Source organism: Pigmentiphaga daeguensis (genome assembly GCF_039523035.1).
Taxonomy (GTDB): domain Bacteria; phylum Pseudomonadota; class Gammaproteobacteria; order Burkholderiales; family Burkholderiaceae_B; genus Pigmentiphaga; species Pigmentiphaga daeguensis.
This window is the reverse complement of sequence record NZ_BAAAEN010000012.1, coordinates 1-11,654: the sequence shown is the minus strand read 5'-3', so window position 1 is coordinate 11,654 and position 11,654 is coordinate 1. Positions and strand designations below refer to the sequence as shown.

The window sequence follows — 11,654 nt, the reverse complement described above, 5'->3', positions numbered from 1 at the left end:
ATGGATAAGTTCGCCGCCATTACCGTGTTCGCCAAGGTCGCCAGCCTGGGGAGCTTCACCGCTGCAGGCGGCCAGCTGAGCCTGAGCCCATCCGCCGTCACCAAAAGCGTGTCGCAGCTCGAGAAGCATCTCGGGGCGCGGCTTTTCAGCCGTACCACCCACGGCGTCGCGCTGACGGAAGAAGGCTCGGCCTTCCTGGCCCACTGCCTCCCTATCCTCCAGAGCCTGGCCGATGCGGAACGCCAGCTGTCCGCAGGGAAGCACGCGGCATCCGGCCGTCTCCGGGTCGGCATCCCCCATGCAATGGCCAGGCTCTACGTCACGCCCCGGCTGCCGGACTTCCTAGCATCGAACCCCGGCATCCAGCTCGAGCTGATACTCGTCGACCATATGATCGACCTGGTGGAATACCAACTGGATTTGGCCGTACGGGTTGGCTCACCGCGGGATGGACGATCGGTTGTGAAAGAATTGGCCCGCACGCAGCGAGTAACTGTCGCCACCCCCGCCTACCTGAAGCGCCACGGGATCCCTCGCACCGTCGAAGACCTGCGCTCCCATAACTGCATGTGTCTGCTGTTCAACGGACGGCGCCGTCTTTGGCGATTCGGAATAAAAGGACGCACCCGGTCATTCACGCCGCACGGCAACCTGGTCGTCAACAGCGGAGATGAGCTGCGCGAGGCCGTGCTTCAGGACATCGGCATCACGCAGATCAATTCGATCATGATCGAGAACGATCTGGCGCAGGGCAGACTGGTCCCCGTTCTGGCCGGGCATGTCGTACCCAGCGATACGCTTTACGCCGTCTATCTTCAGTCCCGTTTCATGCCTCCTCGGGCACGCTCGTTCCTTGATTTCCTGGACGACGTGTTCAAACCTTTTCGCCGCCCTTCACGATTGGCCTGACCTCTTGGCCAGGACTCTGCCATTCGATGGCTTCCTTCTCGATATCGTAGTCGTACAGCGACTTGCGCAACATCGCGGAGTTGGCGATCTCCCGGTCGCGCTGTCCGAGATCCGCGTACTTGGAGTCATAGCGCAAGCCATTCTTCCGGGCTTCCGCCTGCACCATCGCGGTACGGGGCCGCCGCAGCGCCTCATAGCGCTTCAGCGCGTCCTGGACCGAGTCGCCATCGGCGCATCCTTGCAGCAGGACCGCCAGGGCCGTTCCATCTTCGATGGCCTGGTTCGCGCCTTGCCCCAGGTGGGGAAGCATCGGATGGGCCGCATCGCCAAGCAATGCCAGGCGTCCGTTCACCCATTTCTCGAGCGGCTTGCGGTCGAACAGTCCCCACCAGAAACACGTTTCGACTTTGGCGAGCAATCCGGTCACGCGCGGGTCCCAGCCGGCGAATGACGCCGCCAGCTCATCACGGTCGCCGACGGCGGACCAGGATTCTGCCGTCTCGCTCGTTGTCGGGACGAAACCGACGTAGTTCGCCTCCGGCAAGATCGACTTGCACCATCATTTCAACGCGCCGGGCGGACGCGGCCAGCCGGACTGGACACCGGAGAAGGCAATCGGCGAGATGGACGCGGCGGGCGTGAAACTCGCGATGGGATGGCCCGGGCCGGTCGTCGCCGAGACGGTGCAGGCGGCACGCGATCGCGCCCGCATGCTCAACGAGTTCGGCGCGAAGATCGTCCAGGGACGGCGCAAGCGTTTCGGCCTGTTCGCATCGCCGCCCCCGTTGACGGACGTGGACGGCGCGCTGCGCGAGATCGAATACTCCCTCGACGAGTTGAAAGCGAACGGCATTGGCTTGATCACCCATTACGCGCGCGCATGGTTGGGAGATGCCGCCTTCGAACCTGTCTGGAACGAGCTGGACCGCCGCGAGGCCGTGGTGTTCGTGCATCCGCAAGGGTGGGCAGGCGCCTGCGATTGCGGCATCCTCGACTACCAGGCGCCGCACCTGAGCGATGCCTGGCTGGAATATCCCTTCGACACCGCCCGGACGATCCTGCACCTGATGGTGACCGGCACACTGCGCAAACACCCCCGCATCAAGTTCGTGTTCTGCCATGGCGGAGGCGCCTTCACCCCGTTGATCGCGCGCCTGGAAGGCTTCTCGGGCTGGGTCAAGGTGGGACCGGAGCGCATGGCCGAACTGTTTCCCGAAGGCATCACGGCGGAGTTCCGCCGCTTGTACTTCGAGTGCGCACAGGCCTACTCGCCGGAACAGATGGCGCTACTCATGAGCCGGGTCTCCGTCAGCCAGATCCTGTTCGGCAGCGACTACGACCGGTTCCCGTTGCGGCATGCGGTGGAGCAGATGGATAGGCTCGAACTGTCACCGGAAGACCGCAGGGCGATCGAGAGTGGTAATGCCAGACGGCTGCTGCGGCTTGATTCGGACGAGTCCACCTGAACCCCCGCTCCCCAAGGCACCGAAGCGCGGGAAAATTCGGCCTAACGGCACGGCTACGGCTGCCCGTCGATCTCATCAACGCCTTCGAGCGGCGGCATCCAGCCGACACGGCGGCGCGTCCAGATCTGCGCCTGCGGACCGCCCACCTGGTCGCGCTGCGCCAGGGTGCCGACCCGCAGCGAATAACGCTTCGGCGTACCCGGATCGGTCGCGTAGAGCTGCGTGCCGCACTGCTCGCAAAAACCCGTGACCCGCTGCGCGCCGCTGTCGGCGGTCTTCACATAGTGGCGCGGCTTGCCTTGCAGCAACCGGAACGTCTCGGCCGGCGCGGGAATGTTCGTGCGGAACGCCGAACCCGACATGATCTGGCAGTCCAAACAATGACAAACCCGCATCGATCCAGGCTGGACCTCGGCCTCGTAGCGGATCGCGCCGCAATGGCATTGCCCCTGTACTTTCATTGCTCTCTCCCATGACGCTGTGGCGGATGGCTGGATAGAACTCAGGGGTATAGGGTACGGGCAAACTTGGGAGTAGCTGCGCGTTAGGACCGTTATGAGCAGGCTTCTCGCCCAGGTCCCTGATGCAGAAATGAAAATGCCCAGCCTTCGGGCTGGGCATCGAATCCTTGGTGGCCTGGGGCGGAATCGAACCACCGACACGCGGATTTTCAATCCGCTGCTCTACCAACTGAGCTACCAGGCCATGTCGCAACGAGCGCTGCAACGAAGCTTCACCGGCTGCGCGTCAATTACGCGCGTCCCGTAAAGAACGCAGGATATTACACACTTTTTGGACCTTTGGCAAAGTCCCTCCAGCCAGAGCCCCCCAGCGACCCCACGTCGCACCCCTCCCCCCTCCCTACCCTTTATAATGGCAGGTGGCCCTCGTCATCCGTGGCCTTTTTCCTCCTGTCCCATGTCCGTCGACGTCCTTACATTTGGCCTGAATCACGTTTCCGCCCCGGTCTCGGTGCGGGAACGGGTGTCGCTGCCGCTGGAGCTGGTTCGCCCGGCGCTGGCGGGGCTGCGGTCGGCGTTCGGGGGCGCGGTGCGCGAGGCGGCCATCCTGTCCACCTGTAATCGCACCGAGATCTATTGTGCGGCCGAACCGGGGGTGGCCGAGCAGTTGCCGGCCTGGCTGGCGGACTATCGTCAGTTCGACAACCGGTCGCTGCAGCCCCATCTTTATCGCCATATCCAGCACGACGCCGTCCGGCACGCGTTCCGCGTGGCCAGCGGGCTGGATTCGATGGTGCTGGGCGAGCCGCAAATCCTCGGGCAGATGAAGGACGCCGTGCGCGCCGCCGAGGAAGCCGGGGCGATGGGCACGCTGTTGCACCAGTTGTTCCAGCGCACGTTCTCGGTGGCCAAGGAAGTCCGTTCGCAAACCGCGATCGGCGCGCAGTCGGTGTCGATGGCCGCGGCCGCGGCGCGGCTGGCCGAGCGGGTGTTCGGCGATCTGGCCGAGGTCAATGTGCTGCTGATCGGCGCGGGCGAGATGATCGAGCTCTGTGCGACGCACCTGGCCGCGCATCATCCGAAGAAGATGGTGGTGGCCAATCGCACGGTGGAACGGGCCGAGACGCTGGCCTCGAAGTTCGCGGCCGGCGCGATGCGGCTGTCGGAGCTGCCCGAGAAGCTGGCGGATTTCGACGTGGTGGTGTCCAGCACGGCCAGTTCGCTGCCCATCCTGGGGCTGGGCATGGTGGAGCGCGCCACCAAGACGCGCCGCCACCGGCCGATGGTAATGATCGATCTGGCGGTGCCGCGCGACATCGAACCCGAGGTCGGCCGGCTGGACGACGTGTACCTGTATTCGGTGGACGACCTGGGCCGGCTGGTGCAGAACGCTTCCGACGCGCGCAAGGCGGCGGTGGTGCAGGCCGAGGCCATCATCGAGACGCGGGTGCAGAATTTCATGCACTGGATGGATACGCGCACCATCGTGCCGGTCATCCGCGACCTGCACCAGGCTGCCGACGCGATGCGGCAGGCGGAGCTGGATCGCGCCCGCAAGGCGCTGGCCCGGGGCGATGCGCCGGAGCAAGTCCTGGAACAATTGGCGCACGGCCTGACGCAGAAGTACCTGCACGGCCCGCTGTCCGCCCTCAACCATAGCGAAGGCGCCGACCGCCAGCAGCTGCTGGCCTGGTTGCCGCGCCTGTTCTCGTCGCGCTCTGAGCGCAACCACTAGCCTTTCATGAAAGCATCGATGCGGGCCCGGCTCGAGCAGTTGTCTCGACGCCTTGCCGAACTGGACGCGTTGCTCGCGGCGCCTGAAACCGCCAGCGACATGGACACCTTTCGCAAATTGTCGCGGGAACGCTCGGAGATCGAACCGGTCGCCAATGGCTTCAAGCAGTACGAAGGCACCGAGGCGGACATCGAGACGGCCCAGGAGATGCTGGGCGATCCCGACATGAAGGCCATGGCCGAGGAAGAGCTGCGCGCGGGCCGGGACCGGCTGGAGGAACTGGAAGGCGAGCTGCGCATCCTGCTGCTGCCGCGCGACCCGGACGACAACCGCAGCCTGTTCCTGGAAGTGCGCGCCGGCACGGGCGGCGACGAGAGCGCACTGTTCGCCGGCGACCTGCTGCGCATGTACACCCGCTATGCCGAGCGCAATCGCTGGCAGGTGGAGATCATGTCGATGAGCGAGTCGGAACTGGGCGGCTACAAGGAAGTGATCGCGCGCATCGCGGGCGACGGCGCCTACGGCAAGCTCAAGTTCGAATCGGGCGGGCATCGCGTGCAGCGGGTGCCCGCCACCGAAACGCAAGGCCGCATCCATACGTCGGCCTGCACGGTGGCGATCATGCCGGAAGCGGACGAGGTGGCCGAGGTGCAGATCAATCCGGCCGACCTGCGCATCGATACCTTCCGCGCCAGCGGCGCGGGCGGGCAGCACATCAACAAGACCGATTCGGCGGTGCGCATCACCCACCTGCCCACGGGCATCGTGGTCGAATGCCAGGACGACCGTTCGCAGCACCGCAACCGCGACAAGGCGATGAAGGTGCTGGCGGCCCGGATCAAGGACAAGGAACAGCGCGAGCGCCATGCCAAGGAAGCGGCGCACCGCAAGAGCCTGGTCGGCTCGGGCGACCGTTCCGAGCGCATCCGCACGTACAACTTCCCGCAGGGCCGGGTGACCGACCACCGCATCAACCTGACGCTGTACAAGCTGCAGAACGTGCTGGACGGCGACCTGGAGGAACTGATCTCCGCCCTGGCCTCGGAACACCAGGCCGAGTTGCTGGCCGCGCTGGGCGACGACTGAGCGTCATGGCCACCGCGCGCGAGCTGATCGCCGGCAGCGGCCTGCCGCTGCTGGAGGCCCGCATGCTGCTGGAGCGGGCCCTGGGCGTCGGCCGTGCGTGGCTGATCGCCCACGACGACGAGGCCCTGCCCGACGACCGGGCGGCGGTCTTCCGGGACTGGGCGCGGCGGCGCGGCAATGGCGAGCCCATGGCCTATCTGCTGGGCGAGCGCGAGTTCATGGGCCACGATTTCCAGGTGTCGCCGGCGGTGCTGATTCCCCGCCCCGAAACCGAGCTGCTGGTGGAAACCGCGCTGGAGCACCTGCGCGGCCGGGCCACCCCGCGTGTGCTGGACCTGGGCACCGGCAGCGGCGCCATCGCCGTCTCGATCGCACTGGCGCGTCCCGACGCGGCGGTCCAGGCCACGGACCTGAGCGCCGAGGCACTGGCGGTGGCCGCCGCCAACGCCTCGCGGCTGGGCGCTGCCGTCACGTTCGCCCGGGGAGACTGGTACGGGGCCTTGAACGGTGCCGCGCCCGCCCCCACCTATGACGTGATCGTCTCCAATCCGCCCTACATCGCCGCCGCCGATCCGCACCTGTCGCAAGGCGACCTGCGCCATGAACCGCCGCTGGCCCTGACGGACCGGGCCGACGGGCTGGAGGCGCTGCGCGCCATCGTCCGCGGCGCCCCGGCCTGGCTCAGGCCCGGCGGCGCGCTCTGGATGGAGCATGGCTGGGACCAGGCCGCCCGGGTGCGGGACTTGCTGCACGCGGCCGGATTCGCCCACGTCGAAAGCCGCCGCGACCTGGCGGGCATCGAGCGGATTTCCGGCGGGTACCTATAATCGACATCATCACCTTTCACTCTGTACGAGGATCGCCATGAGCGACGTGCAAGATTTCATCCGGCAGACCGTTACCGACAACCCTGTCGTGCTGTTCATGAAGGGCACCGCCCAGTTTCCGCAATGCGGCTTCTCGGGGCGCGCCATCCAGCTGCTCAAGGCCAACGGCGTGCGCCAGCTGGCCACCGTGAACGTGCTGGAAGACGACGCGGTCCGCCAGGGCATCAAGGAATATTCCAACTGGCCCACCATCCCGCAGCTCTACATCAAGGGCGAGTTCATCGGCGGCTCGGACATCCTGGCCGAATTGCACGAAAGCGGCGAACTGAAGCAGTTGCTGACGGACGCCGGCGTCGTGGCCTGACCCGGAACCGGCCCGCCATGCGGATCTACCTGGCCGGGCCGGACGTATTCCGGCCCGACGCCCGCGCCCATGGCCAACGGCTGAAGGCCGCCTGCGCCCGGCACGGCCATGAAGGGCTGTTTCCCCTGGACGAACCGGTTACGCACGCCGCGTCCCCGGACGCGGCGCGGGGCATCTACCGGGCCAACCTGGCGCTGCTGGAGCGGGCCGACGTGGTGATGGCCAACCTGGCGCCTTTCCGTGGCCAGGAGCCGGATTCGGGCACGGCGTTCGAGATCGGCTATGCGGCCGCGCGGGGCAAGCCCGTCTGGGCCTACGCCGACGATACGCGGCCGCTGGCGCAGCGCGTCGCCACCGGCACGGATGCCCAAGGCCGTCCGGTCGACGCCCGGGGCCACCTGGTCGAGAATTTCGGACTGGGCCTGAACCTGATGCTGGCCTGCAGCGTCACCCTGGTCCGGGGTGGCCCCGACGACTGCCTGCAAGCCATTGCCGCGGCGCATGCGGCCTCTCCCTCCCACCAGGAGTCATCATGAATGTCACGCGCAACGCGCTCGCGGCCGTGGCGCTGGCCGCAGCGCTCCATGCCCCCCAAGGCCATGCCGCCGACGCGGCCGCCATCGAGACCGAGACGCAGATGCTCAAGACACTGCTGACGGCCATCGAAGCCGGCAACTACCAGCAATTCGTGTCCTCGGGCAGCGCCGATTTCGCCAAGCTGGACCGCGCCCAGTTCGATGCCGTGGCGACGCAGCTGGGACCGCGCCTGCATGCCGGCTACCAGGTGCAGCGCCTGGGCGACTACCGGCAGCAGTCCTACGAATTCTCGCTGTGGAAGATCACGTTCAAGGACGGCGGCGACGACCTGGTGGGCACGCTGAACCTGCAGGGCGGCAAGGTCGGCGGCTTCGTACTGCGCTGATCAGGCCCGCCGATGGGCGGCCGCGGGCAGCCGCCGCACCCAGAACGCATACAGGGACAGGGCCGACAGCGTGCACACGGCCATGATGCCGGTGATGGCCCGCGCGCTGTGGCCGTCGTACAGCATGGTCACCAGCGATCCCGACAGCGCGCCCACCGCCATCATCACGCAGCTGACCACGGCCGAGGCCACGCCCGCCACCTCGGGCAGCGGTTCCACCGCCGCGTGCGAGGCGTTCGGCGCGATCATGCCGAACGAGAAAGTGTTCAGCATCAGCAGCGGCACCAGCGACCACGCCGACAGGGCATCGGCGAACCCCAGCACCGCCAGCAGCACGCTGGTCGAGCTCGACAGGATCAGTCCGGTCCACAGGAGCTTGTGGGGCGCGATGCCGCGCGCGTTCAGGCGGCCGTTGATGAGCGAGGCCGCCATGATGCCGAATGCCGTCATCGCGAACACGGCGCCGAAGGCCTGCGGCGACATGCCCAGCAGCTGCATCATCAAGAGCGGCGATCCGGTGATGTAGGCGAACTGGCAGCCGAAGGTCAGCGCGTTGACCAGGGTGTTGCCCAGCAGGACGGGATTGCTCAGCACCCGCGCGTAGGTGCGCAGCAGCGCGCCCACCGAGATGCGCACGGGCGCGGCATCCGCCGGCCGGGTCTCGGCCATGCCCAGGTACACCGCCAGGGTCGTCGCCACGCCCGCCAGGGCCATCACCCCGTAGATCGAGCGCCAGCCGGCGAAGTACATGACCCAGCTGCCCAGCGTGGGCGCGATCATGGGCGCGACGATGCGCATGCTGGCGACATACGACAGGCGGGCGCGCGCGATGTGGCCCTGGAACAGGTCGCGCACGATGGTCAGCGACATGACCGAGCCGGCGCCCGCCCCCACCCCTTGCAGCACCCGGAAGACCAGCAGCGAAGCCAGGCTGGGCGCCAGTGCGCACGCCGCGCTGGCCAGCGAGAACAGCACCCCGCCGAACAGTACGATGGGGCGGCGGCCGTAGCGGTCGGCCAGGGGGCCGTAGGCCAGCGGCGCGATGGCGAAGCCGGCCAGGAACAGGCTCAGGGTCAGGGCGGCGCTGGAGGGAGGAACGTGCAGGTCCAGGCCGATGGCGGCCAGGGCGGGCAGCGCCATGTCGGTGGAGAGCGCCGGCAGCGCGGACAATGAGGCCAGAAGCAGAACGAATGCCGCGGAGTCGGGACGTATGCGCATGGCCGGCAGTTTACCGCCTTTGCCCCTACCGGCCCGGCCCCCGACGGGAGCCGGACCGGATCCCGCGTCAGAACGTGATGTTGGCGGCCAGCCAGAACGTGCGGCCCGGCTGGATGGTGCCCCGGGTCGATTGCGCGGAATGGATGTACTCGTTCAGGTACACCGTCTCGCCGGCGCCGTTCACGTAGGACTTGAATTTCATGAAGTCCTTGTCCAGCAAGTTGTAGACCGTGCCGGTCAGGGTCACGTTCTTCGAGACCTTGTAGGACCCGCCCAGGTGCAGCAGCGAGTAGGCCTTCAGGTCGCCCACCTGCTGTTGGGCCAGGAGGTTGTCGCCGGTGAGCGCGGCCGGATCGCCGTCGAAGCGCCGGCTCTTGCCGCGGAACTCGGCGCGCAGCCACATGGCGAACTTGTCGGTGGCCTGCCAGCGTAGGTTGGCGTTGGCCATGTGCTTGGGCGTGTCGGCCAGCTTGCCGCCGTAGACGCCGCCGTTCTTCACTTCGCTGTCGGTGAAGGTGTAGTTCAGCCCCAGCGTCCAGCGTGGCGCCAGCGGCACGCGGGTGCCCAGCTCCAGGCCGCGCGTGGTGGCCTGCTCCAGGTTGACCTGCTGGCCGAACTCGGCCTGGGTGGGCAGCGCGCCGATCGAGATGCAGCCCGGCTGGTTGGGGTTGGCCGCGTAGTCGCAGTTCGGGATGCCCTTGGCCGCGGCGGAGATCTTGTCCTTGAAGCGGTTGTGGAACAGCGTCGCATTGGCGGTCAGGCCGGCCAGGTTGTCGTAGTTGACGCCGAATTCCGTGCTGGTGCTGACCTCGGGCTTGAGGTTGGGATTGCCGATGGTGAGCGTGCGGCCCTGGCCGCTGATGCCGTTGATGCCGTCGTGCAGCTGGTTCAGGCGAGGCGTGCGGTAGCCGCGGCTGACGCCGCCCTTGACCGTCCAGTTGGGCGTGGTGTTCCAGACCAGGTAGCCGCGCGGGCTGAAATGGCCGCCGAAGGCGTCGTGGTGGTCGTAGCGCACGCCGGTGGTCAGGGCAAGATCTTCGCGCAGGCGCCATTCGTCCTCGGCGAACAGCGACTTGGTGGTCTGCTTGTAGCGCTGGGTGGCCAGGCTGTCCGTCATCTCGGCATCCCAGTACTGGCCGCCCAGGGTCAGCATGTGCGAGTCGCCGATGGCCTTGACCAGCTTGGTGTCGAGCACGACGTTGGTGGTTTCCAGCTTGCGGGGCGCGCCCGGCACCAGCACCGCCGCGAGCGGCGAATTGGCGGCGATGTTGGGCACCGTGCGGCCCAGCGTCTCGGTGTTGTTGACCATCAGGCTCGATTGCAGCGTGCCGAACTCGAACCGGCTGGTGTGGCCGACGGCCAACTGGTCGCGGTTGAAGCGCAGGTCGCGGCTGTAGCCGTTGTAGGTGTTGGTGGACGGGTCGTCCAGCGTGCCGAGCTGGCTTTCGTCGTTGTTGTACCACTGGCGCGAACGGTCGACATCCAGCCAGAAATCATGCTGCTTGTTCGGCGTCAGCGTGAGCTTGGCGCCGGCCGTGTAGATGCGCGATTCCACCGGCGCCGGTCCGCGCTTGCTGATGCTGCCGGTACCCTCGGGCAGGTCGATGTCGGTCGCGCCGCGGTTGAAGATGCCGCCGCGCACGGCCAGGCCCAGCATGTCAGGCACCAGCGGGCCGCTTACGTAGAAATTCGCGTTGGAGGTGTCGCCGAAGTCGCTGTTCTGCGGGATGCCCTTGTCGAAAGTGATCGAGCCGCCCCAGGCCGTGGCGACCTTCTTGGTGATGATGTTGACCACCCCGCCCATGGCGTCCGAGCCGTAGAGCGTGGACATGGGCCCGCGGATGACTTCGATGCGCTCGATGGCCGAGAGCGGCGGCATGAAGCTGGTGCTGGTCTCGCCGAAGCCGTTTGGCGTGACGTCGCCGGCGGCGTTCTGGCGCCGGCCGTCGATCAGGATCAGCGTGTACTCGCTGGGCAGGCCGCGGATGCTGATGTTCAGGCCGCCGGTCTTGCCGGTGTTGCCGCGCACGTCCACCCCTTCGACCTCGCTCAGGGCTTCCGCCAGGTTGTTGTAGCGCTTCTCCTGCAGGGCCTCCTGTCCGATCACCGTGATGCTGGCGGGGGCGTTCTTGATTTCCTGCTCGTAGCCGGTCGCCGTCACGACGATGGGCGCGAGTTCGGTCGTGGCTTCCTGCGCCAGGACCTTGCCGGAGGCGAGCGCGGCAAGGACGGCAAGATGGGACGTGGACAGCAGGAAAGGAATGCCCCGGGCGGCTAAAGCCATTCTTGAAGTTCTCCAGGTGGATGGGGGGAATCCGCGCGGGCGCCGCAGAACGCCTCGGGCGAACCTGACAAAAAACTGACTTACATAAAGCTGAACGGCACGAATAATAATCATTCTTATCATCATTTGTCGAATCCGGGTCCGCTCGCCTCGTTTCCGGGCACGTCTTTGGTGCATTGCACAAGATTGGGGTGTGCACTTGGCGCCATCCGCGGGTTTTCCGGGCATACGGCCGATGGCATGGCTATTGCTTGATGGATGTGCCGGCCAATGCGGGCCGGTAGATGTCGAGTCCCGGACGATCATAAGGCCGCCGATGGAACAAATGAGGGTGTGAATCATACCACCCACTCATAGCCTGCATAGGCGTCTTGCTCTGCAG

General features: G+C 66.7%; 12 protein-coding genes and 1 tRNA gene. 8 read left to right on the top strand and 5 right to left on the bottom strand.

The features are described from left to right. Complete coding sequence (locus ABD104_RS15835) at positions 1–909, top strand: LysR family transcriptional regulator (protein ID WP_279818159.1); 909 nt, start codon at positions 1–3, stop codon at positions 907–909. Here ABD104_RS15835 and ABD104_RS15830 read toward each other — a convergent pair. Beyond that, positions 875–1,453, bottom strand: a complete 579-nt coding sequence (locus tag ABD104_RS15830) for an FAD-dependent monooxygenase (RefSeq protein WP_343927804.1) — start codon at positions 1,451–1,453, stop codon at positions 875–877. The two genes, ABD104_RS15835 and ABD104_RS15830, sit on opposite strands and share 35 nt — an antisense overlap. Before the next feature lie 7 nt (positions 1,454–1,460). On the opposite strand from ABD104_RS15830, the gene ABD104_RS15825 reads away from it, so the two are divergent. Next, complete coding sequence (locus ABD104_RS15825) at positions 1,461–2,375, top strand: amidohydrolase family protein (RefSeq protein ID WP_343927803.1); 915 nt, start codon at positions 1,461–1,463, stop codon at positions 2,373–2,375. Positions 2,376–2,428: 53 nt separating this feature from the next. Here the strand turns inward: ABD104_RS15825 and ABD104_RS15820 are convergent, their stop codons facing one another. Further along, positions 2,429–2,836 carry a GFA family protein gene (locus ABD104_RS15820; protein ID WP_343927802.1) on the bottom strand — a complete coding sequence of 136 codons (408 nt, stop codon included), beginning with the start codon at positions 2,834–2,836 and terminating at the stop codon, positions 2,429–2,431. A 168-nt stretch (positions 2,837–3,004) separates the two neighbouring features. Further along, positions 3,005–3,080: transfer RNA gene (locus ABD104_RS15815), tRNA-Phe, on the bottom strand. Positions 3,081–3,293: 213 nt separating this feature from the next. Between ABD104_RS15815 and hemA the strand changes: the two genes are divergently transcribed. Genes hemA through ABD104_RS15785 form a run of 6 tightly spaced genes read left to right on the top strand, consistent with a single transcriptional unit; the run spans position 3,294 to position 7,770 of the window. Then, positions 3,294–4,571 carry a glutamyl-tRNA reductase gene (hemA, locus tag ABD104_RS15810; RefSeq protein WP_338616505.1) on the top strand — a complete coding sequence of 426 codons (1,278 nt, stop codon included), beginning with the start codon at positions 3,294–3,296 and terminating at the stop codon, positions 4,569–4,571. Positions 4,572–4,577: 6 nt separating this feature from the next. Continuing rightward, on the top strand, positions 4,578–5,657 hold the full coding sequence (gene prfA / locus ABD104_RS15805) for a peptide chain release factor 1 (RefSeq protein ID WP_087838533.1): 1,080 nt from the start codon (positions 4,578–4,580) through the stop codon (positions 5,655–5,657). A 5-nt stretch (positions 5,658–5,662) separates the two neighbouring features. Further along, positions 5,663–6,484 (top strand): peptide chain release factor N(5)-glutamine methyltransferase, encoded by an 822-nt coding sequence (prmC, locus tag ABD104_RS15800; protein ID WP_087838534.1) that lies wholly within the window; start codon positions 5,663–5,665, stop codon positions 6,482–6,484. Between the two features lie 37 nt (positions 6,485–6,521). Continuing rightward, positions 6,522–6,848 (top strand): Grx4 family monothiol glutaredoxin, encoded by a 327-nt coding sequence (gene grxD, locus ABD104_RS15795; protein ID WP_087838535.1) that lies wholly within the window; start codon positions 6,522–6,524, stop codon positions 6,846–6,848. A gap of 17 nt (positions 6,849–6,865) precedes the next feature. Further along, the gene (locus ABD104_RS15790; RefSeq protein ID WP_087838536.1) at positions 6,866–7,384 is read left to right on the top strand and encodes a nucleoside 2-deoxyribosyltransferase; all 519 of its coding nucleotides are present in this window, start codon (positions 6,866–6,868) and stop codon (positions 7,382–7,384) included. Beyond that, positions 7,381–7,770, top strand: coding sequence for a hypothetical protein (locus ABD104_RS15785; protein WP_087838537.1), 390 nt, complete (start codon positions 7,381–7,383; stop codon positions 7,768–7,770). The genes ABD104_RS15790 and ABD104_RS15785 overlap by 4 nt, the downstream gene beginning before the upstream one ends. On the opposite strand, the gene ABD104_RS15780 is transcribed toward ABD104_RS15785, so the two are convergent. Beyond that, positions 7,771–8,988 (bottom strand): multidrug effflux MFS transporter, encoded by a 1,218-nt coding sequence (locus ABD104_RS15780; protein ID WP_087838538.1) that lies wholly within the window; start codon positions 8,986–8,988, stop codon positions 7,771–7,773. 67 nt (positions 8,989–9,055) lie between these two features. Continuing rightward, complete coding sequence (locus ABD104_RS15775) at positions 9,056–11,272, bottom strand: TonB-dependent receptor domain-containing protein (RefSeq protein WP_087838539.1); 2,217 nt, start codon at positions 11,270–11,272, stop codon at positions 9,056–9,058. Positions 11,273–11,654: the final 382 nt, after the last annotated feature.